Annotated in this window: 21 protein-coding genes and 1 pseudogene; 5 read left to right on the top strand and 17 right to left on the bottom strand. The window is 67.6% G+C overall.

Going from position 1 to position 24,338, the window contains the following annotated elements; translation table 11 throughout:
* Positions 1–95 precede the first annotated feature (95 nt).
* From BTH_RS02590 to BTH_RS34915, 6 genes and pseudogenes are all read right to left on the bottom strand, one after another.
* A complete protein-coding gene (locus BTH_RS02590) occupies positions 96–1,529 on the bottom strand; it encodes an aldehyde dehydrogenase family protein (protein WP_009895497.1) in 1,434 nt (477 codons plus the stop codon).
* Between the two features lie 65 nt (positions 1,530–1,594).
* A complete protein-coding gene (locus BTH_RS02585; RefSeq protein ID WP_009895495.1) occupies positions 1,595–3,235 on the bottom strand; it encodes an acetolactate synthase large subunit in 1,641 nt (546 codons plus the stop codon).
* A 297-nt stretch (positions 3,236–3,532) separates the two neighbouring features.
* Positions 3,533–5,113, bottom strand: coding sequence for a Na+/H+ antiporter (locus tag BTH_RS02580; RefSeq protein ID WP_009895494.1), 1,581 nt, complete (start codon positions 5,111–5,113; stop codon positions 3,533–3,535).
* Between the two features lie 177 nt (positions 5,114–5,290).
* Positions 5,291–6,577: a DUF445 domain-containing protein gene (locus tag BTH_RS02575; protein ID WP_009907255.1), complete on the bottom strand. Its 1,287-nt coding sequence runs from the start codon at positions 6,575–6,577 to the stop codon at positions 5,291–5,293.
* Between the two features lie 29 nt (positions 6,578–6,606).
* Positions 6,607–7,140: a GNAT family N-acetyltransferase gene (locus BTH_RS34240; protein WP_038707689.1), complete on the bottom strand. Its 534-nt coding sequence runs from the start codon at positions 7,138–7,140 to the stop codon at positions 6,607–6,609.
* A gap of 87 nt (positions 7,141–7,227) precedes the next feature.
* Positions 7,228–7,351 (bottom strand): annotated as a pseudogene (locus BTH_RS34915) (ubiquinol oxidase subunit II); the annotation flags it as partial.
* Between BTH_RS34915 and BTH_RS02565 the strand changes: the two are divergent.
* Positions 7,313–8,974, top strand: a complete 1,662-nt coding sequence (locus BTH_RS02565) for a phospholipase D family protein (protein WP_009895484.1) — start codon at positions 7,313–7,315, stop codon at positions 8,972–8,974. The pseudogene BTH_RS34915 and the gene BTH_RS02565 overlap by 39 nt on opposite strands.
* A 105-nt stretch (positions 8,975–9,079) precedes the next feature.
* Here the strand turns inward: BTH_RS02565 and BTH_RS02560 are convergent, their stop codons facing one another.
* From BTH_RS02560 to andAc, 5 genes are all read right to left on the bottom strand, one after another.
* Entirely contained in the window at positions 9,080–9,496 is a 417-nt protein-coding gene (locus BTH_RS02560; RefSeq protein ID WP_009895483.1) for an HIT family protein, read from the bottom strand.
* A 199-nt stretch (positions 9,497–9,695) separates the two neighbouring features.
* Positions 9,696–10,937, bottom strand: a complete 1,242-nt coding sequence (gene andAa, locus BTH_RS02555; RefSeq protein WP_009895478.1) for an anthranilate 1,2-dioxygenase system ferredoxin--NAD(+) reductase — start codon at positions 10,935–10,937, stop codon at positions 9,696–9,698.
* Positions 10,924–11,253, bottom strand: coding sequence for an anthranilate 1,2-dioxygenase ferredoxin subunit AndAb (gene andAb / locus BTH_RS02550; protein ID WP_009895476.1), 330 nt, complete (start codon positions 11,251–11,253; stop codon positions 10,924–10,926). Before andAb ends, andAa begins: the two co-directional genes overlap by 14 nt.
* Before the next feature lie 21 nt (positions 11,254–11,274).
* A complete protein-coding gene (gene andAd, locus BTH_RS02545) occupies positions 11,275–11,760 on the bottom strand; it encodes an anthranilate 1,2-dioxygenase small subunit AndAd (protein WP_009895474.1) in 486 nt (161 codons plus the stop codon).
* A gap of 14 nt (positions 11,761–11,774) precedes the next feature.
* A complete protein-coding gene (gene andAc, locus BTH_RS02540) occupies positions 11,775–13,052 on the bottom strand; it encodes an anthranilate 1,2-dioxygenase large subunit AndAc (protein ID WP_009895472.1) in 1,278 nt (425 codons plus the stop codon).
* A gap of 202 nt (positions 13,053–13,254) precedes the next feature.
* On the opposite strand from andAc, the gene andR reads away from it, so the two are divergent.
* Complete coding sequence (gene andR, locus BTH_RS02535) at positions 13,255–14,280, top strand: anthranilate 1,2-dioxygenase regulatory protein AndR (RefSeq protein WP_011400927.1); 1,026 nt, start codon at positions 13,255–13,257, stop codon at positions 14,278–14,280.
* Between the two features lie 37 nt (positions 14,281–14,317).
* On the opposite strand, the gene BTH_RS02530 is transcribed toward andR, so the two are convergent.
* Positions 14,318–15,205 (bottom strand): LysR family transcriptional regulator, encoded by an 888-nt coding sequence (locus BTH_RS02530; protein ID WP_009895470.1) that lies wholly within the window; start codon positions 15,203–15,205, stop codon positions 14,318–14,320.
* An 89-nt stretch (positions 15,206–15,294) separates the two neighbouring features.
* Here BTH_RS02530 and BTH_RS02525 point away from each other — a divergent pair, with 89 nt between their 5' ends.
* Genes BTH_RS02525 through catC form a run of 3 tightly spaced genes read left to right on the top strand, consistent with a single transcriptional unit; the run spans position 15,295 to position 17,690 of the window.
* Positions 15,295–16,428, top strand: coding sequence for a muconate/chloromuconate family cycloisomerase (locus tag BTH_RS02525; protein WP_009895469.1), 1,134 nt, complete (start codon positions 15,295–15,297; stop codon positions 16,426–16,428).
* A 31-nt stretch (positions 16,429–16,459) separates the two neighbouring features.
* Entirely contained in the window at positions 16,460–17,362 is a 903-nt protein-coding gene (catA, locus tag BTH_RS02520; protein ID WP_009895467.1) for a catechol 1,2-dioxygenase, read from the top strand.
* Positions 17,363–17,399: 37 nt separating this feature from the next.
* Positions 17,400–17,690, top strand: coding sequence for a muconolactone Delta-isomerase (gene catC / locus BTH_RS02515; protein WP_009895466.1), 291 nt, complete (start codon positions 17,400–17,402; stop codon positions 17,688–17,690).
* Between the two features lie 116 nt (positions 17,691–17,806).
* On the opposite strand, the gene cyoD is transcribed toward catC, so the two are convergent.
* The 5 genes from cyoD to BTH_RS02485 form a co-directional block, all read right to left on the bottom strand.
* Complete coding sequence (cyoD, locus tag BTH_RS02510; RefSeq protein WP_009895464.1) at positions 17,807–18,139, bottom strand: cytochrome o ubiquinol oxidase subunit IV; 333 nt, start codon at positions 18,137–18,139, stop codon at positions 17,807–17,809.
* Positions 18,140–18,754: a cytochrome o ubiquinol oxidase subunit III gene (gene cyoC / locus BTH_RS02505; protein ID WP_009895462.1), complete on the bottom strand. Its 615-nt coding sequence runs from the start codon at positions 18,752–18,754 to the stop codon at positions 18,140–18,142. It abuts the gene before it with no gap.
* Positions 18,754–20,760, bottom strand: coding sequence for a cytochrome o ubiquinol oxidase subunit I (gene cyoB / locus BTH_RS02500; protein ID WP_009895460.1), 2,007 nt, complete (start codon positions 20,758–20,760; stop codon positions 18,754–18,756). The genes cyoC and cyoB overlap by 1 nt, the downstream gene beginning before the upstream one ends.
* A 3-nt stretch (positions 20,761–20,763) precedes the next feature.
* Positions 20,764–21,651 carry a ubiquinol oxidase subunit II gene (cyoA, locus tag BTH_RS02495; RefSeq protein WP_011400926.1) on the bottom strand — a complete coding sequence of 296 codons (888 nt, stop codon included), beginning with the start codon at positions 21,649–21,651 and terminating at the stop codon, positions 20,764–20,766.
* Between the two features lie 511 nt (positions 21,652–22,162).
* Positions 22,163–24,196, bottom strand: a complete 2,034-nt coding sequence (locus BTH_RS02485; RefSeq protein ID WP_009895455.1) for an NADPH-dependent 2,4-dienoyl-CoA reductase — start codon at positions 24,194–24,196, stop codon at positions 22,163–22,165.
* Between the last annotated feature and the right edge of the window lie 142 nt (positions 24,197–24,338).

Genomic DNA, 24,338 nt, shown 5'->3' with positions numbered 1-24,338 from the left:
CCGCGGCCGATTCGGATGACGAAAGAAGACGTATGACGAATCCGGCGAACATGTCGAGCCAAGGCGGCGCGGGCAAGCGCAGCGCCGCGCCGCGTTCAGCGCCGGCGCACGACCATCAGGCGCAGTTCGGTCATATCCTCGATCGCATAGCGAATCCCTTCGCGGCCGAGCCCCGAGTCCTTCACGCCGCCGTACGGCATGTTGTCGACGCGAAACGACGGCACATCGTTGATCACGACGCCGCCCACTTCGAGCTCGTCCCATGCGCGCTGCGCATGCGACAGCGAATCGGTGAACACGCCCGCCTGCAGGCCGAAATCGCTGTCGTTCACGCGCGCGAGCGCGTCGTCGAAATCGGAGAACCGCTCGAGCAGCGCGACCGGGCCGAACGCCTCCTTGCGATACAGATCCTGATCGCGGCCCACGCCTTCGAGCAGCGTCGCCTCGAACATCGCACCGTCGACTTTGCCGCCCGCGACGATCTTCGCGCCCGCCGCCACCGCCGCCTCCATCCAGCCGGCGAGCCGCCGCGCTTCGGATTCGGAGATCATCGGGCCGACGAACGTCGCCGGGTCCTTCGGATCGCCCATCTTCAGCGAGCGCGTCTTCGCGATCAGCTTCTCGCGCAGCGCGTCATAGACGTCCGCATGCGCGATGATCCGCTGCACGCCGATGCAGCTCTGCCCCGACTGGTAGTACGCGCCGAACGCGAGCCGCTCGACGACGTAGTCGAGCACCTCGCGCTGATCGGCATCGACGATCGCCGCCGCATTGCCGCCCAGCTCGAGCACGACCTTCTTCTTGCCCGCCTTCTTCTTCAGTTCCCAGCCGACGGTGGGCGAGCCCGTGAACGACAGCAGCTTGAAGCGCTCGTCGGTCGTGAACAGATCCGCGCCGTCGCGATGCGCGGGCAGGATCGAGAACGCGCCCTTCGGCAAGTCGGTTTCCGCGAGCACCTCGCCGATGATCAGCGCGCCGATCGGCGTGCGGCTCGCGGGCTTCAGCACGAACGGGCAGCCGGCGGCGAGCGCGGGCGCGACCTTGTGCGCGGCGAGGTTCAGCGGAAAATTGAACGGCGAGATGAACGAGCACGGGCCGATCGGCACGCGCTTGTAGTAGCCGCTGTAGCCCTGCGCGCGCGGCGAGATTTCGAGATTGACGAGACCGCCTTCGATGCGCACCGATTCCTCGGCCGCGACGCGAAACGTATCGATGAGGCGCGTCACCTCGCCCTTCGAATCGTTGATCGGCTTGCCCGCCTCGATGCACAGCGCCTGCGCGAGCTCGTCGAAGCGCTCGCGAAAGCGCGCGACGCAGTGTTCGAGGATCGCCTGCCGCCTGAACGCGGGCAATGCGCGCAACGGCTTCTGCGCGCCGACGGCCGCCGCGATCGCCGCGTCGATCGCGCTCGCGTCGGCCAGCGCGACGCGCGTCGCGACCTTGCCGGTGTATTTGTCGGTGACTTCGAGCTCGGCGTTCGCGTACACCGCTTCGTTCGCGAGGTAATACGGATAGGTTTCCTTCAGCATGTCGAATGACTCCGTCCGGTTGACGTCCGGTTGACGTCAGACTGATAGGCGGCCCGCCGGCCGCGTCAAAGCTGCGCCGACAGGCGTTTGATTTCGCGATTGAGCACGCGCTCGTTATCCGAGTAGTCGATCGGCACGTCGATCAGATGCACGCCCGGCGACGCGAAGCACTCGCGCACGAGCGGCTCGAGATCGCCGGCGGACGCGATCCGGTGCCCGTGCGCGCCGTAGCTCTGCGCATACGCGACGAAATCCGGGTTCGTGAGCGTCATCGCGTAATCGGGGAAGTTCATGTTCTCCTGCTTCCAGCGAATCATCCCGAACGCGTCGTCGCGCAGGATCATCACGACGAGATCGAGCTTGAGCCGCACCGCCGTTTCGAGCTCCTGAGAATTCATCATGAAGCCGCCGTCGCCGCATACGGCGATCACCTTGCGCTGCGGATGCACGATCTTCGTCGCGATCGCCGACGGCAGCCCCGCGCCCATCGATGCGAGCGCGTTGTCGAGCAGCAGCGAGTTCGGCTCGTGCGCGCGCCAGTAGCGCGCGAACCAGATCTTGTACATGCCGTTGTCGAGGCACACGATGCCGTCCTCCGGCAGCGACCGGTACAGATCGTTGACGATGCGCACCGGATACATCGGAAAGCGCGGGTCGTCCTGCCCCTTCTTCAGGTGTGCGTCGAAGTGCTCCTTGATCAGCATGAAGCGCGAGAAATCCCAGTGCGGCTGCCGCGCGAGCTTCTCCTTCATCTGCCACACCGCGTTCGCGATGTCGCCGACGACTTCGATCTGCGGAAAGTAGACGGGATCGACCTGCGCGCCGAGGAAGTTCACGTGGATCACGGTCTTGTCGTCGGCGCGCATGAAGAACGGCGGCTTCTCGATCACGTCGTGGCCGACGTTGATGATGCAGTCGGCATGCTCGATCGCGCGGTGAACGAAATCGCCGTCCGACAGCGTCGCGTTGCCGAGCCACAGCGGATGCGTCTCGTCGATCACGCCCTTGCCCATCTGCGTCGTGAAGAACGGAATGCCCGTCGTGTCGACGAACTCCTTGAGCATCTTGCAGGTCGTCTTGCGATTGCCCCCCGCGCCGATCATCAGCAGCGGGTGGCGCGCCGCCTGGATCGCGTCGACCGCGCGCGCGAGCGCCTTCTCCTCGGCGATCGGCCGGCGGCTGTAGCTCGCCGGAATCGGCTTGCCGTCGCCCTCCTCGTGCGCGATGTCCTCGGGCAATTCGAGGTGCGTCGCGCCCGGGCGCTCCTCCTCCGCGCGCCGGAACGCCTCGCGCACCGCCGACGGAATGTTGCCGATCGACACGATCTGCCGCGTGAGCTTCGTGAGCGGCTGCATCATCCCGACGACGTCGACGATCTGGAAGTGCCCCTGCTTGCTCGACTTGATCGGCTTTTGCCCGGTGATCATCAGCATCGGCATGCCGCCCAGTTGCGCATACGCGGCCGCGGTGACGAAGTTCGTCGCGCCGGGCCCGAGCGTCGCGAGGCATACGCCCGTCTTGCCGGTCAGCCGCCCGTAGGTGGCCGCCATGAAGCCCGCCGCCTGCTCGTGGCGGGTCAGCACGAGCTTGATCCGGGATCGCCGCAGCGATTCGAGCAAATCGAGATTTTCCTCGCCGGGGATGCCGAACACGTACTGGACGCCTTCGGCCTCCAGCGCCTTCACGAACAGATCGGATGCTTTCATGGGGACTCTCGGTGGGTGCCGCGCAACCGGCCTACGGTCCGCGCGGCGTTGAGCGGCGCGCGCGCCGGCCTACGGCGCGCGCGATCCTTTCCTTCGACAGACAAAAGCACACGGCAAGCCATGCGAAACGGCTGCGGCGGCGCGCGGCGCGGCCCGCTTCAGCCGGCGCGCTCGAGGCGCACCGGCGGCCGGGGCGTGTTCCGATTGTAGGTGATCGCCGAAAAAGCCGCTTCGAGCCGCCCGGCTTACGAAACGATGACAGGCAGGCCGGGCACGCGCGACGAGCGTCGCGCGCCGCTACCCCTTCGCATGCTGGGCCGCGATCTCCTGCAGATCGAGATCGCGTTCGAGCAGGTACAGCATCTCGTCATGGATCTGGCCGCCGCGATGCAGCCGCAGCAGCTCCGCGCGGCCGGCCGCGATCGCCGCGAGCACGACGTCGTAATGCGCTTCGCGCTCGCTCTGCGGAAACGCGGGCTCGTTCTGATGGCGCGCGGTCACGTTCGCGCGGTACGTGTACTGCTCGAGCAGGCGCGGATGGATCACGTTGCCCTCGGCGTCGTGCACGAGCGGCTGGATCGCCGCGAGCTGCGCGGCCTCGACGCGCGCCCACGTCTGCGGCTCCGTCAGATGATGCGCTGCGCGCCCCGGATCGCGCAGCTTCAGCAGCCGGATCAGCGGCCCGATCGTCGTGCCCTGCAGGAGCACGGTGACGAGAATCACCGCGAACGCGGCGACGAGGATCAGGTCGCGGCCCGGCATCGCGTCCGGCAGCGACAGCGCGATCGCGAGCGTCACGACGCCGCGCATCCCGGCCCAGCTCATCACGGTCGCGGCCTTCCAGTCGCCGCGCAGGCCGCGCCCGCGCACGCGCGCGACGGGCGCCTTCAGCAGCTCGACCGCGAACACCCAAACGAAGCGCGACGCGACGACGGCGACGAGCACCGCGACCACCGCGGGCGTCATCGTCGCGAACACTTCGCCGAGCCCGCCGAGCCGCTCGATCACGCCGCGCAGCGACAGCCCGATCAGCACGAACACAAGCGCCTCGAGCAGGAACACGATCACCTGCCAGAACGCGGTGCCGCGGTTGCGCACCGACGCCGAGAACACCTCGTGCTGATGCCAGCCGAGCATCATTCCGGTCGTCACGGTCGCGATCACACCGGACACCTCGAACATCTCGCCCGCGATGTAGCTGATCCATGCGGCGAGAACGGCCACCGTGATCACCAGATAATCATCTTCGATAAGCTTCAGGAAACGCACGATCAGCCAGCCGACGACGAAGCCGACCGCGACGCCGCCGAAGCCGAGCTCCGCGAAGCGCACGAGCGCGTCGCCCGCGCTGAACGCGCCCGTCAGCGCGGCGGCGACCGCGAAGCGAAACAGCACGAGCCCCGCCGCGTCGTTCAGAAGGCTTTCGCCTTCGAGCAGCACCATCAGCCGGCGCGGCAGCGCGACGCGCTCGAGCACGGCTTTCGCGGCGACCGCGTCGGGCGGCGACACGATCGCGCCGAGCGCGAAGCACGCGGCCCACGGCAGCCCCGGCGCCACGAGATGCACGGCAACGCCGACGGCGAGCGTCGTGAACGCGACCGCGCCGATCGCGAGCATCATGATCCCGCCGACGTTGCGCTTGAATTCCTCCCACACCGAGAAGTACGCGCCGTCCATCAGCAGCGGCGGCAGGAACACGATCAGCACCAGATCGGGATCGAGATTGATGGGCGGCAGCCCAGGCAGGAACGCGATGCCCGCGCCGCCGACGAGCAGCGCCGCCGCGGGCGGCAGCTTGAGCCGCTTCGCGAGCAGCTCGAGCGCGACGATCGCGAGAAAGGACAGCAGGACGAGCTTGAATGCCGAGACGGGAGACATGGAAGCGCCTTCTACGCAAGGGTTGAGCGGCCGAACGAACGGTCGGCCCGGTCGCGCGATTACAGCATGAGCGCGCATCCCGCGTCGAGCGCGCGAATGTCAAATCCGTTCAGGATGCCGATGTTTGCGTGCGGCGGTCGTCGCGACGGCATGACGGCATGGCGGCGCATGACCGGCTCAATACGGCAGCGCGCCCGCCCATCGCGCGATGCTCGACACCGCATAGAGCCCGAGCCCGATCAGCCCGCCCACCAGCGTGCCGTTAATCCGGATGTATTGCAGGTCCTTGCCGATGTTCAGCTCGACCTGGCGCGACATCTCGCGCGCGTCCCAGTTCTTCACCGTGTCGCTGATGTGCCGCGTCAGGAATTCGGCGAACTCGGGCGCCATCTCGCTCGCCGCGCGCTCGACGTGCTCGTTCATCGAATCGCGCAACTGCGGGCTCTGCGCGAGACGCTCGCCGAGCCAGCCGCCGAGCGCCGTCGCGCGCTGGCGGACGATCGAGCCGTCGCGCGCGAGATCGGCCTTCAGCCACGCGCGCAGCTGGTCCCACATGTCCTTCACGTAACGGTTGAACGCTTCGCCGTCGCGCAGATAGCGCTTGATCTCCTCGCCCTTCTCGATGAACGCCGGATCGCTCTTCAGCCGCGTGACGAGGCGCGCGGCCGCATCGTCGAAGCCGCGCCGCAGCCTGTGCTCCGGGTCCTCGGCGATCTGCGTGAGCACCCGGGTGACGACGTTCGAGATCAGCTCCGCGCCGTGCTCGCCGAGCCAGTTCGTCGGCAGCAGCTTCTCCATCTTCGGGAACTGGTATCTGAGCCAGTCGACGATGTACGTCGCGATCGACGCACGATTGTCGGGATCGCGAAGGAATTCGACGATCTGCGCGATCCCGTCGTCGAGGAGCGCCTGGTGGCGGCCGTCCTTCGTCAACGTGTCGAGAATCGCGCCCGCCGACTGCGACAGGTCGATCCGGTCGAGCAGCGCATGGAACGCATCCTTCACGAACGTCTGGATCCGCGCGTCGTCGGTCATGTCGAGCCCGAACGCGACGAGGCGCGCCGAGTAGCCGCCGAGCACGTCCGCGTTGCGCGGCGTCGCGAGCCACTGCGCGAGCCGCGCGGCCGGATCGTGCCGCTTGATCAGCGCGACGATCGACGCCGGATCGAGAAACTTCTCGCGCACGAACGCGGCGAGATTGTCGGCGATCTTGTCCTTGTTCTGCGGAATGATCTCCGTATGCCGCGACACCAACGGAATCGGCACGCGGCGAAACAGCGCGACCACCGCGAACCAATCGGCGAGCGCGCCCACCATCGACGCCTCCGCCACCGCCTTGACGCCATCGATCCAGAAGCCGCGCGGCGCGAACAGCGTGGCCGCGAACACGCCCGCGGCCGCGAGCAGCAGCGCGAGCGCGCGCCGCTTGCTGTTTCTCAGTTCCCGTTCCTTGTCGTCGAGCATCGCGATCCGGTCGTATCGATTTCGCCTCGTCATGCGCGCGGCGGCGCGCACGGCAGGAACTTCACCATCAGCAGTTCGTCCGCGTAGCCGTTCGCTCCCTTGATCGCGCGCGGCTCGACGCCGTAAGCGACGAAGCCGTGCCGCTCGTAGAACGCCCGCGCCGCGCCGTTGCCGTCGACGACGGCGAGCGTCACCTGCTCGAGCGTGCGCGCCGCGGCCGCGAGCGCCGCGTCGAGCAGCGCCGAGCCGATGCCGAGCCGCCGCGCGGCGGGCGCGACGTACATGCCCCACAGGAAGCCCTTGTGGCACTCCTTCGCGCCTTCCAGCGGCTCGACGCCCACCATGCCGGCGATCGCGCCGCCGACGTACGCACCGAACACGATCGCGCCGTCGAGCTGCTCGGCGAACGCGGCGAGCGGGCGGGCGGCCTCCGCGTCGTAGGTCGAGCCGAACGCGTGCGGCGCGTCGCGCAGCGCGGCGAGGCGGATCGCGCGGTAGTCGGCCGCGTGCGCGGCGGCGAGCCGCCTGATCGCGACGGAAGGTGAGGATGCCGGAAGGGTCATGACGGGCTTCGCCAGCACGGGAAACGGACTCGTCAGATGGTACACCGGCCGGCGCGCCGCTCGGTTGACCCGCGTCGTCGGCGCCACTTAGAATGCCTTCGCGCGGTGCACCGGCCTGCCGCGCCGTCGATTCGACGTTTCGTTCCGACAGATGCCCGAAGGAGTCCCCAACGTGCCGGATCGCCCCGCCTGCCGCCGCCTTGCGCCGCGCTCGGCGCTGCGCATCGTGAAGGCCGCCGCGCGCGCGCTTGTCGTGTGCGCGGCGCTCGGGCTCGCCGGCTGCGCGACGCAACCGCCCGCCACCACGCTCGATCGCACGGTCTCGCACGCGCTGCCGCCCGATGCGCCGACGCCGCTCGCCGACGCGCTCGCCGCGCAGACGCGCCTGCATCCGGGCGAATCGGGCTTCGTCGTGCTGTCGCGCGGCGACGAGGCGCTGCAGATGCGGATCGCGGTCGCGCGCGCGGCGACGAAGACGCTCGACATCCAGTATTACATCGCAGCCGAGGACACGACGGGCAAACTGCTGCTCGGCGCCGCGCTGTATGCGGCCGACCGCGGCGTGCGCGTGCGGATGCTCGTCGACGATCTGAACTTCAAGGACGTCGACAAGCTGATGGCGGCGCTCGACGCGCACGCGAACCTCGAAGTCCGCGTGTTCAATCCGTTCGGCGCCGCACGGCTCGGGATGCTCGCGCGCACCGCGAACGTCTTCACGCAGATCGATAATTTCACACGCCGGATGCACAACAAGGCGATGATCGCGGACAACCAGGTCGCGATCGTCGGCGGGCGCAATCTTGGCGACGAGTATTTCAACGCGAGCCCGACGCTGCAGTTCCGCGACCTCGACGTGCTCGCCGCCGGCCCCGTCACGCACGACATTTCGACGAGCTTCGACGCGTACTGGTCGAGCGCGCTCACGTATCCGCTGTCGGCTTTGAATCGCCGGCGCTACGACGCGAAGGATCTGGATGCGGCGCGCGACGCGCTGCGCACGCACTGGCGCGCGAACGCGACGCCGTACAACGCGAAGCCGCTGAACGCGACGCCGCTCGCCGCGCAGATCGCGCGCAACGAGCTCGGCCTCGTCTGGGCGCGCGCGGAATTCACCGCCGATTCGCCCGAGAAGATCGCCGCGCCCGACGACAGCTACAAGAGCCCGCCGATGCAGCGGCTCTTCGAGCTGACGCGCGACGCGCAACGCGAATTCCTCGTGCTGTCGCCGTATTTCGTTCCGCACGACGCGGGAGTGAAGGCGCTCGGCCTGCTGACCGCGCGCGGCGTGCGCGTCGCGATCCTGACGAATTCGCTTGCCGCGACGGACGCGGTCGCCGTGCAGGCGGGCTACGCGCCGTATCGCGTGCCGATGCTGAGACACGGCATCGAGCTATACGAATACAAGCCGGATCAGGGCCGCCCCGGCATCGGCATGCTGGGTTCGCGCTCGCGCGCGAGCCTGCACGCGAAGGCGTACGTGATCGACCGGAAAATTCTCGTGATCGGCTCGATGAACCTCGATCCGCGTTCCGCGCATCTGAACACGGAGCTCGCGCTCGTGATCCACAGCCCGCGGCTCGCGAACGAAGTCGCGAATCTGTTCGACGAAGTGACGAAGCCCACCATCAGCTATCGCGTGACGCTCGCGCCCGACACGCTCGACACGCGGGACGCCGCGAAGACGGCGGGCGCGAGCGCGCCGGCATGGCCGCTCGTATGGACCGAAGTCGCCGACGGCCAGGTGCGCACGTACAGCGTCGATCCGAACGCGGGCTTCTATCGAAACCTGCTCGCGGGGCTTTGCCGGCTGCTGCCGATCGGCGATCAGCTCTGATGTGCGGCGCGGCGCGCGGCACGGGCGTACGCGGCGAGACGAGACGCAACGAGACGCATACGGCGACGCGCACCGCACGCACCGCGCGCGATGCCGCCCCCGCCCTCAAAGCGCCGCGCGAATCCTCACGGCGAGCGCCTCCAGCTCCGCCGCATCGGCCATCTCGCGCGCGTGCATCCTGAGCGGCTCGTCGGCCCAGCGCGGAATCACGTGGAAATGCACGTGCGGCACCGTCTGGCCCGCCGCCGCGCCGTTGAACTGACCGATGAAGAGCCCTTCCGGCTCGAGCGTGCGGCGCAGCGCGAGCGCGACGCGCTTGGTCATCTTCATCGCCTCGGCCGCGGCCGCCTCGGACAGCTCGTAGAACGTCTCCGCCGCCTCCTTCGGCACGACGAGCGCGTGGCCCTTCGATTGCGGCATGATGTCCATGAACGCGAGCGTCGTGTCCGTTTCGCACAAGCGGATGCACGGCACCTCGCCACGCAGGATCTTCGCAAAAATGTTCGATTGATCGTAGGCCATCAAAGTCTCCCGGCTCGCGAGCCTGTCTGTCGGATGTCAGTCAACACGCGATTCTTACCGGTCGCGCGCGAACGCGCAAGCGATACGGCGCACGATCGCGCATGCGCGCGGGCATCGGCCGCGCGTGCGCATGCGCGGCCGGCATCGCGCCGGGAACGATTTCGCGCAACGCACGCGCCGGCGCGTTGCGCGCCGGCCGTTACGCTCCATCCCGCAACATCGAGCGCAACGCGACCGTCGGGTCCGCGAGACGCGCGGGATCGAGCGCGACGTTCGCCGTCATCAAGCGGCGGCACGCGGCGATCTCGCGCCCCGCGTTGACGGCCGCGACCGCCCGCAGCTCCCGGCGCGCGTTCAGCGCGAACACGCAAAACGCGCGGTCCAGCTCGGGCGAGCCGCGCAGCACGAGCGTCTGCTCGCCGTCGAAGACGCCGAGCGTCTGCAGGTTGCAGTCGTGCTGGTCGGACCACAGCCACGGCCACTCTTCGTACGTGTCGTGCCCGCCGAGGATGTTCGCGGCGGCGACGGCCGGCTGGTGCTCCGCGACCTGCCACGACTCGATCCGCAAGCGCCGGCCGACGAGCGGATTGAAATGCCGCGTGACCTCGCCCGCCGCGAAAATCGCCGCATCGGCCGTGCGGCACCGCTCGTCGACGCTGATGCCGTCGTCGACGTGAAGGCCCGCCGCCTGCGCGAGCTCGACGTTCGGCACGACGCCGATGCCCGCTACGACGACGTCGGCCGCGATGTCGCCCGCACTCGTTTCGACCACGGCCGCGCCGTTCGCGCCGCGGCGGATGCGCTCCGGCAGCGCGCCGAGCCGCACGTCGACGCCGTGCCGCGCATGCAGCGCAAGCGCGAACGCGCCGACGACCTCGGGCATTCCGCGCTGAAGCAGCCGCGGCGCGGGATCGACGATCGTCGCGCGGCAGCCGAGCCGCACCGCCGATGCGGCGACCTCGAGCCCGATGAAGCCGCCGCCCAGCACCGCGACGCGCCTGCCCGGCGCAAGCGCCGCGCGCAGCGCGCGGGCGTCGGCAACCGTGCGCACGTAATGGATCGGCACGCCGGCGTCGACCGGTCCGCGGAAACGCCGCACGCGCGAGCCGGTCGCGATCAGGAGCCGCGCGTAGCCGAGACTCGCGCCGTCGCTCAGGCGCACCCGCTGCGTGCCGCGCTCGATCGCTTCGACTCGCACGCCGAGCCGCAACTCGACGCCACGCTCGCGATACCACGCGGCGTCGCGCACGAACGCGCGGCGCTCGCCTTCGTCGCCGCCGACGAGCGCTTCCTTCGACAGCGCGGGCCGGTCGTACGGCAGCTCGGGCTCCTCGCCGATCATCACGATGCGCGCGGCCGGATCGCGCTCGCGCAGCGTCTCGGCCGCGCGGCGCGCCGCGTGCCCGCCGCCCGCGATCAGATACGGATCAGTCGTCGACATGGATCTCGACCTGTCCGTCGACGATGCGGATCGGATACGCGCGCACGGGCTGCGTCACCGGCGCGCATTTCGGCGCGCCGGTGCGGATGTCGAACAGGCCCTGATGCAGCGGGCATTCGACGCAGCCGTCCTCGACGAATCCTTCGGACAGCCTCGCATGGCCGTGCGTGCACAGGTCATGCAGCGCGAACACGTCGTCGCCCACCCTGAAGACCGCGACCGGCTTGTTGCCGACGATGCGCGCGGCCGGGTCGTCCTCGGTGAATTCGTCGAGCGTGCCGAGCGGATGCCACGCCGCGACGGTTTCGTTGCTCATGCTTCGAACTCCTTGTGAGAATCAGATCGGCGTCGCGAGCAGCGTCTGCACGCGCGACGTGTCGTAGATCACGCGCTTCTTCCGATAGCGCAGTCCCTCGGCCGTGCGCACGACCGTGTCGTAATACTTGCCCGCCTGATAGACGTTCGATTCGCCGTCGCTGCGCGTCTGCACGACGACATAGCTGCTCTCGGTCTCGATCTCGCCGCCTTCGCCGCCGACGATCGTGAGCCCGGACGTCATGTGCCGGTACGTGTGCGCTTCGTAGATGTTCGCGTGGCGCAGCGACACGACGCGGTCGCGCAGCATCCGCCGGTTCGTGCAGTGAACGATGCCGATCGGCAGCCCCAAGTCCGCGTTTTCCTTCGGGACGATCTCATACAGGCATTCCTCGGTGAAGAGATCCGGCCAGCGCTCGAGGCGGTCGTTGTCGAGATGGCCGATATAGCGGTCCTGCAGCATGTGCAGCTCGAACCACGTGCGGATGTCGTGAGTGATGTCGGTCATGTTCGTCTCCCGCTTCAATAGCCCATCAGCTTCTGGTAGCCGACCCAGAACTTGCGGATCAGGCTCTCGGTGATCGCCGTGTCCTGCTGGTCCGGATTGCCGCGCGACATCTCGATCACCGATGCCGCGTCCGCATCGCGCGCCGTGCCGCGCTGGACGAGCTCGGTCGCCTCGGTGTCCTCCATCGAGATGTAGCCCGCGGGCCCGACAAGGTTCGCCTGCTTGATCCGCAAATCGCGCAGCTCGGGCGTATCGTCCGCGTAGCCGAAGAAGTGAAAGATCAGCTCGAAGTTCTTCGGCCCTTTCGGCAGCAACTGGCGCGCGACGAGCGTGTTGTGGATCTGCTGGATCACGAGCTGCGGAAAGATCGGCTGGATGTGGTTCGTCGTGTCCTCGTCGTACTCGGACACGAGGCCAAGGATCGAGTCGTCCTCGAGCGAGAAACCTTCGTCGAACGAACGGATGTTCTGCTGCCTGTACGCGCTCGCGGTATCCGTGTCCTCGCGCGTCTTCGTCATCGTGATGATGCTGTGCAGCCCGTGCGTCGCGTCCGGAATCGAGCGCGCCTTCATCCCGACTCGGAAAATATTGAACGTCGTATGGAACAGATGCAGCATGCTCGCGTGATACGGGTCCTTCACGTTCTCGAAGTACAGCTTCCAGTTCGATTTCGAGTACTGGCGCGTGCAGCCGAGATACTCGATCGGCTTGTGGAAGATCCGGTCGATCCACGGCCGCATCTGCGGGCCGAGGTAGTCGGGCAACGGCGCGACGTCGTCGCTGAACGTCGCGAACACGAGGCCCTTGTAGCTGTCGACGCGCAGCTTGCGCAGCCCGTGATTCTTCGGATCGAAATCGGCTGGCATCCCGGTCATGCCCTTCTGCCCGCGCCGAAACGGCACGCCGAGCAGGTTGCCGCAGCTATCGAAGCTCCACTGGTGGTAGACGCAGGTGTGCGAGCTCGCGTTGCCGCGCGCCTGGCGGCACACCTGCGCGCCGCGATGCGCGCAGCGGTTCACCCAAGCGGCGAGCGCGCCGTCCTCGCCGCGCGTGACGACGACGGGCGTGTCGCCGACGAACGTGCTCTTGAAGTCGCCCGGTTTCGGGATTTCCGCTTCGAGCGCGACGAAATTCCACGTCGGCCCGCGAAAGATCCGCTCCTGCTCGCGGTCGTACACCGCTTGCGAGCTGAACACCTTGTACGGCACGCGCGAGCCGTCGTCGTGCGGGAATCGCACGTCGGACGAATCGGCGCGATCGATCGGCAATACCGGCGATTCGGTCGTTTCCATCGTTGTCTCCTGTCGATCGGAGCTGGCGCTTCGGCGTTGACTCCGATCCCATGCAAGTTGCTTGCGGTTGAGGCGCTCGACAATCCGCCTGACGACACCGATTTTTGAAACGCTAGAATTCGCCGTCTATCCGGAAAGTGCGGTTGCGGCGGCGCAATATCCACATCCGGCGGATTTCCGCGTTACGATGCGAGCATCAGACATGCCGCCCGGCCGACGAACGATATTCAGGATGCCGGCGCTTTGTGCGAGGCAGACGATCATGCCCCCGACCCCATTCGACCCGCTCGCGCTGCGCGAGCACCGGCTGTTCGAATCGCGCGATCTCGACGAGACGCGCGAGCGGATCTCGCGCGTGATGCAGCCGCACGCGCTGTTGCCGGACGGCACGCGGCACGGGCCGTCGCACATGGATTTCGTGCGGCTCGGCGGGCTCGGAATCGGAACCATCGCGTTCGGCGACGCGATGCGGGTGCGCATCGACGCGGTCGACGACTACCATCTGCTGATGTTTTGTCTGACGGGTTGCGCGCAGGTCCGCACGATGGGCCGCGCGTTCGACGTCGACGCGCACACGGGCGTGCTGTGCGCGCCCGGCGAGCCGTTCGACGCGCACCTGTCCCGCGATTGCGAGCAGTTCGTCCTCCGAATCGATGCGGCGACGCTCGCCGCGCACGCGGGCGACGCGGCGGCATCGCTCGATCCGGTGATCGGCGTCGACGATTCGGCGCTGAGCGCGTGGATGCAGCAACTGAAGCTCGTCGCGCGCTCGCCGGAGCTGCTCGCGAGCGCAAGCGCGAACCCGCGCGTCGCGGCGCGGCTCGAGCAGTTGCTGCTCGATCTGCTGATCGACGGCCATCCGCCCGCCGCGGCGAGCGCGCGGCGCGCCGATCCGGCGCCCGGCTTCGTGCGGCGCGCGCAGGAGTTCATCGGCGCGCAGTTCGCGCAGCCGCTGCAACTCGCGGACATCGCACAGGCGGCGGGCGTGCCCGAGCGCACGCTGCGCGACGGTTTCCTTCAGTTTCGCGGGATGAGCCCGATGCAATACCTGCGCAAGCTGCGCCTCGACCGCGCCCGCGAGCTGCTGCGCGCGGCGGCGCCCGACCGCCGGATCGCCGAAATCGCGCTCGACTGCGGTTTCGCGCACTTCGGCCGCTTCGCGATCGCCTATCGCGAGCGGTTCGGCGAACTGCCGTCCGCGACGCTCGCCGACCGGCGCGACGCCTGATCCTCGTGTCTTCCGTTCGCCCGCGCGCCGCGCGGCGTCAACGGCCCGTCATCAACTCGCGCGCGAGCGAGCAGAACAGCGTGGTCGCGCGGCTTTCGTCGTGCACCCGCCGGCTCAGGATGATCGGCGACGTCGCGACGGGCTCCGGCAACCGCCGGTAGACGACACCCTTCACTCTCACCCCTTCGACGCTCTCCGGCACGAGCGACACGCCGACCTGCGCGGCGACGAGCCCGAGCGCCGTCTGCAGCTCGCGCACCTCGTGCACCGCCGCGGGCGCGAACCCGCCGTCGCGCAGCGCGGACAGTTGCTGATCGGCGAAGCTCGGCCGCGGCGTGCTCGGATAGACGATCAGCGTCTGCCCGGCGACGTCCGCGAGCGAGAGCGGCACGTCGGGCGCGGCGAGCGGATGCCCGTGCGGCAGCGCCGCGATCAGCCGCTCCTCGACGAGCACCTCGCGCACGAGTTGGTCGTCGTCGAAGCGCAGCCGGCCGAAGCCGATGTCGATGCGCCCGCCTTTCAGCGCGCCCAGTTGCTCGAGCGTGAACATTTCGATCAGCGACAGCTCGACGGCGGGCGCCGCCTCGCGAAACGCGCGTATCACGTCGGGCAGCGCGCCGTACAGCGTCGACGGCACGAAGCCGATCACGATCCGCTCGGCCGCCTGCGCGAGCCGCCGCGTGAGCGGCGCGAGCTCGTCGGCCTGCTCGAGCACGCGCCGCGCCTGCGCGTACAGCACCCGCCCCGCTTCGGTCAGCTTCAGCGGCCGCGCGCCGCGCTCGAAGAGCGGCAGGCCGATCTCGTCCTCGATCAGTTGAAGCTGGCGGCTCAACGGCGGCTGCGTCATGTGCAGCCGTTGCGCGGCGCGCGTGATGTTCATCTCCTCGGCCACCGCGATGAAATACCGGAGCTGACGCAGTTCCATGCATACCTCGAAAGTATGGAAGTAGTCGTAAAGGGTGTTGGACGCCGCCACGCGTTTGTTTCTACCATGTGTGCGACAGGAGGATTCCGATGATAGCAACAGGCATCACGATCGACCGGATCGACACGCTGCTCGTCGACGTGCCGACGATTCGGCCGCACAAGCTGTCGGTCGCGACGATGAACTGCCAGACACTCGTGCTCGTTCGCGTTCGATGCTCGGACGGTATCGAAGGCGTCGGCGAAGGCACGACGATCGGCGGTCTCGCGTACGGCGAAGAAAGCCCCGAGAGCATCAAGACCAACATCGACACTTACTTCGCGCCGCTGCTGCAAGGCGCGGACGCGGCCCGCCCCGGCGCCGCGATGGCCCGCGTGCGCAAGCTGTTGCAGGGCAACCGCTTCGCGAAGTGCGCGCTCGAGACCGCGCTCTTCGACGCGCACGCGCGCCGGCTCGGCGTGCCGCTGTCCGAGCTGTTCGGCGGCAGGACGACCGATGCGCTCGACGTCGCGTGGACGCTCGCGAGCGGCGATACCGCGCGCGATATCGCGGAGGCCGAAGCGATGCTCGAAGCACGCCGTCATCGCGTGTTCAAGCTGAAGATCGGCGCGCGAGCGGTGGCCGACGACGTCGCGCACGTCGTCGCGATCAAGCGCGCGCTCGGCGAGCGCGGCGACGTGCGCGTCGACGTGAACCAGGCATGGACCGAAAGCGAGGCCGTGTGGGCCGGCGCGCGGCTCGCGGACGCGGGCGTGAGCCTGGTCGAGCAGCCGATCGCCGCAGCGAACCGCGCGGGCCTCAAACGCCTGACCGCGCTCGCGCACATTCCGATCATGGCCGACGAGGCGCTGCACGGCCCCGCCGACGCATTCGCGCTCGCGCGCGACCGCGCGGCCGACGTGTTCGCGGTGAAGATCGCGCAATCGGGCGGCCTGCAAGGCGCGGCCGCCGTCGCGGCGATCGCGGCCGCCGCCGGTATCGATCTGTACGGCGGCACGATGCTCGAGGGCGCGGCCGGCACGATCGCGTCCGCGCAACTGTTCAGCACGTTCGGCGCGCTCGAGTGGGGCACCGAGCTGTTCGGCCCGCTGCTGCTGACCGAGGAGATCCTCGTCGAGCCGCTGCGCTACGAGGATTTCAAGCTGCACCTGCCGGCCGCTCCCGGTCTCGGCATCACCTTCGACTGGGCCCGCATCGAGCGGATGCGACGCCAGGCCCGCTGACCCACGCCACTATTCGATATTGGAGACGCAAATGAACAAGGAAGCCATCGACGCCCTGCTGAAGACGTTCGACGACGCCGCGACGAAACCCGGCAACCCGCGCGTGCGCGCGATCGTCAACCGGATCGTGAAGGACCTGTGCTACACGATCGAGGATTTCGACGTGCAGCCGAGCGAATTCTGGACCGCGCTCAACTACCTGAACGAGGCCGGCAAGGAGTTCGGCCTCATCGCGGCCGGACTCGGCTTCGAGCGCTTCCTCGACGTGCGGATGGACGAGGCCGAAGCGAAGGCGGGCCTGCAAGGCGGCACGCCGCGCACGATCGAAGGGCCACTGTACGTCGCGGGCGCGCCGGAATCGGTCGGGCATGCGCGCCTCGACGACGGCACCGATCCGGGCCAGACGCTCGTGATGCGCGGCCGCGTGCTCGGCGAGGACGGCGTGCCGCTTGCGAATGCGCTCGTCGAAGTCTGGCATGCGAACCATCTCGGCAATTATTCGTACTTCGATCCGTCGCAGCCCGCGTTCAACCTGCGCCGCTCGATCCGCACCGACGCCGAAGGCCGCTACAGCTTCCGCAGCGTGCTGCCCGTCGGCTACAGCGTGCCGCCCGGCAGCAAGACCGAGCAGTTGCTCGACCAGCTCGGCCGCCACGGCCACCGCCCCGCGCACATCCACTTCTTCGTGTCTGCCGCCGGCCATCGCAAGCTGACGACTCAGATCAACATCGAGGGCGATCCGCACATCTGGGACGACTTCGCGTTCGCGACGCGCGAAGGGCTGATTCCGCAGGTCAAGCAGGCGGAAGGCGCGCAAGGCAAGCCATATGGCGTCGACGGCCCGTTCGCGCTGATCGATTTCGATTTCACGCTGACGCGCGATCGCGCCGACGTGCCGGCGAGCGAAGTCGAGCGCGTGCGCGCGCAAGCCTGATCGGCGCCGCGGTCACATTCGTCGCAAGGAGCAAGCCATGCTGTTTCATGTGGAAATGACCGTCGAGCTGCCCGTCGACATCGATCCGGTCAAGGCCGCGACCCTGAAGGCCGAAGAAAAGGAGATCGCGCAGCGGCTGCAGCGCGAAGGCGTGTGGCGGCATCTGTGGCGCGTCGCGGGCCGCTACGCGAACGTCAGCATATTCGACGTCGAGAGCCCCGCGCATCTGCACGACGTGCTGAGCCAGTTGCCGCTCTTCCCGTACATGCGGATCGACGTGCGCGCGTTGTGCCGTCATCCGTCGTCGATCCACGACGACGACCGCTGAGCCACGCGGCGCGGCGCACGCCCGCGCGCCGAAAAGGAAACGGGCGCGCGGCCGTTCGCCGCGCGCCCGCGCTTTCGCGCGTGCGCCGGCCCTACCGGCGCACGCGAGACTCATGCTCAACGCGACATCATGTTCATGCCGACGTTGTGCATCACCCAAAGCGTGCCGACGATCAGGATCGCCGCCGTCAGCACCGTGTAGCTGAACGCCATCACGTTCCAGCGCTGGCTGGACGATCCGTTCATGTGCAGGAAGTAGACGAGGTGCACGACGATCTGCACGAACGCAAGCACCGCGAGCGCGATGAGCGACGCGTGCGACGACAGCGCGCCGCTCAGCACGAGCCCGAACGACGCGGCCGTCAGCAGCACCGACAGAATGAATCCGGCCACGTAACCGCCGACGGTGCCGTGCGCTTCGCCGTCGTGAGAAAGATGCATATCGGCCATTTAGATCACGCTCGCGAGATAGACAAAGGAAAACACGCAGATCCAGACGATGTCGAGGAAGTGCCAGAAGAGGCTCAGGCACGTGAGGCGGCGGATGTCGCGCTCGGTCAGCGTCGGGCGGCGCATCGCCTGGAACGCGAGCACGGCCATCCACAGCAGGCCGATCGCGACGTGCAGCCCGTGCGTGCCGACGAGCGTGAAGAACGACGACAGGAACGCGCTGCGCTGCGGGCCCGCGCCCTCGGCGATCATGTGCGAGAACTCGCGCAGTTCGAGGCCGAGGAACGCCGCGCCGAGCGCGAACGTCACCGCGAGCCAGCCGAACAGCGCGCCGCGACGGCCGCGTTGCGCGCCGATCATCGCGAAGCCGTACGTGATGCTGCTCACGAGCAGCAGCGCGGTCTCCAGCGCGACGCCCGGAATGTCGAACAGGTCGACCGCGGTCGGGCCGCCCGCGAATTGATGCGCCATCACCGCGAACACGGCGAACAGCGCGGCGAAGATCACGCAGTCGGTCATCAGGTACAGCCAGAAGCCGAACACCGAGTGCGACGGCGGATGATCGTGCGCGGCCTGAGCCTGATGACGAGCGGCGCTCACGGATTGATACGACATCAGTTTGCCTCCAGTTCGACTTCCGCCGGCCGCGCGGCGAAGCGCGCGCCGCCGCGTTTTTCCTCGATCTTGCGCACGGTGTCGGCCGGGATGTAATAGCCATCGTTCTCGCTCGCGCTATACGCGATCACCGTCACGACGATGCCGGCGAGCCCCGCGATCGCGAGCCACCAGATGTGCCAGACCGCCGCGAAGCCGAGCACGAGGCTGAACACGCCGACGAAGAGGCCCGCGCTCGTGTTGGACGGCATGTGAATGTCGCGATACTCCGCGTGCTTGCCGGTGCCGAGGCCGCGCTCCTTGCGGTACGCGAACTCGTCGAGCGCGTGCACGGTCGGGATCGTCGCGAAGTTGTACGCGGGCGGCGGCGACGAGGTCGCCCATTCGAGCGTGCGGCCGCCCCACGGGTCGCCCGTCAGGTCCCGGTTTCCGGGCAGCTTCCGATCGCGCAGGCTGACGACGAGCTGCAGCAACTGGCACGCAATGCCGATCGCGATCAGCACCGCGCCGCACGCGGCGACGATGAGCCACGGATGCCACGCGGGGTTGTCGTAATGATTCAGGCGGCGCGTCATCCCCATGAAGCCAAGCACGTACAGCGGCACGAACGCGACATAGAAGCCGACCTGCCAGAACCAGAACGCGGCCTTGCCGAGCTTCTCGTTCAGCTTGAAGCCGAACACCTTCGGGAACCAGTAGTTGAAGCCCGCGAGATAGCCGAACAGCACGCCGCCGATGATCACGTTGTGGAAGTGCGCGATCAGGAACAGGCTGTTGTGCAGCACGAAGTCCGCGCCGGGAATCGCCATCATCACGCCCGTCATCCCGCCGAGCGTGAACGTCACCATGAAGCCGATCGTCCAGAGGATCGGCGGCGAGAATTCGAGCCGGCCGCGGTAGATCGTGAACAGCCAGTTGAACACTTTCACGCCGGTCGGGATCGCGATCACCATCGTCATGATCCCGAAGAACGCGTTCACGTTCGCGCCGGAACCCATCGTGAAGAAGTGGTGCAGCCACACGAGGAACGACAGGACCATGATCGCGCAGCTCGCATAGACCATCGTCTTGTAGCCGAACAGCGGCTTCTTCGCGTAGGTCGCGACCACTTCCGAGAAGATCCCGAACGCGGGCAGGATCAGGATGTAGACCTCCGGATGGCCCCACGCCCAGATCAGGTTCAGATACAGCATCGCGTTGCCGCCGGCGTCGTTCGTGAAGAAGTGCATGCCGAGATAGCGGTCGAGGCCGAGCAGCGCGAGCGTGACCGTGAGGATCGGGAACGACGCCATGATGAGGACGTTCGTGCAGAGCGCGGTCCACGTGAACACGGGCATCTTCATCAGCGTCATGCCGGGCGCGCGCATCCTCAGGATCGTCGCGAAGAAGTTCACGCCCGTGAGCAGCGTGCCGACGCCGGATATCTGCAGCGCCCACAGGTAATAATCGACGCCCACGCCAGGACTGAACTGCAGTTCCGACAGCGGCGGATATGCGAGCCAGCCCGTCTGCGCGAACTCGCCGACGACGAGCGAGATGTTGATCAGGATCGCCGAGACCGCCGTCATCCAGAAGCTCAGCGAATTGATGAACGGAAATGCGACATCGCGCGCGCCGATCTGCAGCGGCACGATGATGTTCATCAGGCCGATCATGAACGTCATCGCCATGAAAAAGATCATGATGACGCCGTGCGCGGTGAAGATCTGATCGTAGTGGTGAGGCGGCAGATAGCCGGGGCCGTTGTACGCGAGCGCGAGCTGCAGGCGCATCATGATCGCGTCGGCGAAGCCGCGCAGCAGCATGATCAGCGCGACGATGATGTACATCACGCCGAGCTTCTTGTGGTCGACGGTCGTGAGCCATTCGCACCACAGCCATTTCCAGCGCTTCGTGTAGGTCAGCGCGCCCAGAATGCCGAGCACGACGAGCGTCATGAACGCGCCCGCGCCCATGATGATCGGCTGATCGAACGGGATCGCCGAAAGCGTCAATTTACCGAACATGCATTACCTCTTCGTCCGACAGGCGGCGTCCGTCAGATCGAGGACGTGACCGTTGTTGTACTTCGCGATGATGTTGTGAAAGAGCCGCGAGTCGACCGTCGAGTAGTAGCGCACCGGCTGCTTCTCGCTCGGCTGCGCGAGCTGGCTGTACGCGGTCATGTCGAGCCGGTCGGCCGACGCGCGCACTTTCGCGACCCACGCGTCGAAGGCGTCGCGCGACGTCGCGAGCGTGCGGAACTTCATGTCCGAGAAGCCGCGGCCGCTGTAGTTCGCCGAGATGCCGGCGAAGTCGCCCGGCTCGTCCGCGATCAGGTGCAGCCGCGTCTGCATGCCGGCCATCGCGTAGACCTGCGTGCCGAGCTGCGGAATGAAGAACGAGTTCATCACCGAATCGGACGTGATCCGGAAATTGATCGGCGTGCCGACGGGCACCGCCAGTTGGTTGACCGAAGCAATGCCGAGCTCGGGATAGACGAACAGCCACTTCCAGTCGAGCGCGACGACCTCGACGTCGATCGGCTTCACCGACGATTCGATCGGCCGGTACGGATCGAGCGCGTGGGTCGTCTTCCACGTGAGGATGCCGAGGAACAGAATGATCAGCGACGGCACCGTCCAGATCACGATCTCGATCGCGGTGGAGTGCGCCCACTTCGGCGCATAGGTCGCATTGCGGTTCGATGCGCGGTAGCGCCACGCGAACAGCAGCGTGAGGAAAATCACCGGCACGACGACGATCAGCATCGCCCACGTCGACGTCGCGATCAGCGACTTCTCCGCGGCGCCGATCGCGCCTTTCGGATCGAGCACGTCGAGCCCGCAGCCGGACAGCGAGGCGAGCGCACCGATCGCCCCGAACCACGACAAGCCTTTGAAAGCCTTTCTATTCATCACATTTGCCAGCAAGATGTACGCGCTCCGAGCGAGCCGACGGACGACCGACTCGCGGAAGCGCTCGCATCATACGGCCGGCGAACGAGATGAAAATCCGTCAATGAGGCAAATCATCTTTGCGGAAAATGACAGTGCGACACGATGTCACATCATCGGCGACACAGGTTTTGACGAGCCGGGAGAATGGAGTGCGCATGCGCGCGTGCGCACGCGTATACGCGCGAGACGGCGGCCGCCCGAAACGCGATGGCCGCCGAAGCGGCCCGGCGCGTGATTGACAACATGCGCGCGAAATGCTCGACGTGTCGAACAGCCGATCGCCGCCGCTCGCGCGCGGCGCCGATTGTACGCGGCGCGCGCGACGGCGGCACGCGTCGCGGCGTCGGCGCCGTCAACGGATCGCGTCGATTGCGCGACGCTTTCGAATGCGTCGCCACATCGAAACGGTCAACATGACAGCGTGCGCAGCCGGCAAGCGCGATCCGCCGCCTCCGTCGCGCCGCCGCGCTCAAAGCCGCGCGGCAAGCCTCGCGCCCTGATCGATCGCGCGCTTCGCATCGAGCTCCGCGGCCAGCTCCGCGCCGCCGATCAGATGCACCGGTACGCCCGCCGCCTTCAACGGCTCGTACAGCGCGCGTTCGGGCTCCTGCCCCGCGCACAGCACGATCGTATCGGCCTCGATCACGGTCGGATCGCGGCGCTCCTTGCCGAACGTCACGTGCAGCCCCCTGTCGTCGATCAACTCGTAGTTCACGCCGCCGATCATCTCGACCTGCTTCATCTTCAGCGTCGCCCGATGAATCCAGCCGGTCGTCTTGCCGAGCCCCTTGCCGAGCCCGGTTGCCTTGCGCTGCAGCAGCGTGACGCGGCGCGCGGGCGGCGTCGCCTCGCCGCGCGTCACGCCGCCGCGCGCGAGCGCGGGGTCGGTCACGCCCCACTCCGCTTTCCATGCGTCCAGATCGAGCGCCGGCGATTCGCCCTCCTGAACGAGGAACTCGGACACGTCGAAGCCGATCCCGCCCGCGCCGACCACCGCGACGCGCTCGCCGACCGGCTTGTTGCGCGCGAGCACGTCGATGTAGGTCAGCACCTTCGGATGATCCTGGCCCGGAATGCGCGGATTGCGCGGCGCAACGCCCGTCGCGAGCACGACGTCGTCGTAGCCGGCCGCGATCAGCTCGGCCGCGTCCACGCGGCGATTCAGCCGCAACTGCACGCCCGTCAATTCGATCTGGCGTGCGAAGTAACGCAGCGCCTCGTGAAACTCCTCCTTGCCCGGAATGCGCTTGGCCATGTTGAACTGGCCGCCGATCTCGGCCGCCGCGTCGAACAGCTCGACGCGATGGCCGCGCTGCGCGAGCACCGTCGCGCACGCGAGGCCGGCCGGCCCCGCGCCGATCACCGCGACGCGCTTCGCGTTCGCCGCGCGCGCGTAGTTCAGCTCCGTTTCGTGGCATGCGCGCGGATTCAGCAGGCAGGACGCGATCTGGTTCTTGAACGCGTGATCGAGGCACGCCTGATTGCAGCCGATGCACGTGTTGATTTCGTCGACGCGACCTTCGGCCGCCTTCTTCACGAATTCCGCATCGGCGAGAAACGGCCGCGCCATCGACACCATGTCCGCGCAACCGTCCGCAAGAATCTGCTCGGCGACCTCCGGCCGGTTGATCCGGTTCGTCGTCACGAGCGGAATGCCGACTTCGCCCTTCATCTTCTTCGTGACCCACGCGAACGCGCCGCGCGGCACCGAGGTCGCGATCGTCGGCACGCGCGCCTCGTGCCAGCCGATGCCCGTGTTAATGATCGTCGCGCCCGCGCGCTCGACCGCCTTCGCGAGCAGCACGACTTCGTCCCAGCTGCTGCCGTCCGGAATCAGATCGAGCATCGACAGCCGATAGATGATGATGAAATCGCGGCCGAGCGCCTCGCGCGTGCGCTCGACGATCTCGACCGGCAGCCGCATCCGGTTCGCGTACGAGCCGCCCCACTCGTCGGTGCGCTTGTTCGTATGCAGCGAGATGAACTGGTTGATCAGGTAGCCTTCGGAGCCCATGATCTCGACGCCGTCGTAGCCCGCTTCGCGCGCGAGCTGCGCGCAGCGCACGAACGCGCGGATCTGCCGCTCGATGCCGCGCACGGTCAGCTCGTGCGGCGTGAACGGCGAGATCGGCGACTTGAGCCGCGTCGGCGCGACCGCGAACGGGTGATAGCCGTAGCGGCCGGTATGCAGGATCTGCAGCGCGATCTTGCCGCCCTCCGCATGCACCGCGTCCGGAATCACGCGATGCCGGCGCGCGGCGGCGAGCGTCGACAGCGTGCCGCCGAACGGCTTGGTCCAGCCCGCGACGTTCGGCGCGAAGCCGCCCGTGACGATCAGGCCGACGCCGCCGCGCGCGCGCTCGGCGAAATAGTCTGCGAGGCGCGGCAACGTCTTGCGGCTGTCCTCGAGGCCCGTGTGCATCGACCCCATCAGCACGCGATTGCGCAGCGTCGTGAAGCCGAGATCGAGCGGGGCGAGCAGGTGCGGAAATGGAGTCGTCATCGGGTATCGCGGGAATGGAGTAATCGGGATCGTCACATCGTACGCGCGCGCGCCGCTTGTCCGTGAGGGCGCAAACAGCCATAATGCTTGTCATTTATGGCCAATCTTGGCCATTCTCAGCTATCTGGAAACATCGACGGCA

Source organism: Burkholderia thailandensis E264 (assembly GCF_000012365.1).
Classification (GTDB): Bacteria; Pseudomonadota; Gammaproteobacteria; order Burkholderiales; family Burkholderiaceae; genus Burkholderia; species Burkholderia thailandensis.
Note: the sequence above shows the minus strand (reverse complement) of the source record. Positions and strands in the feature narration are given on the sequence as shown.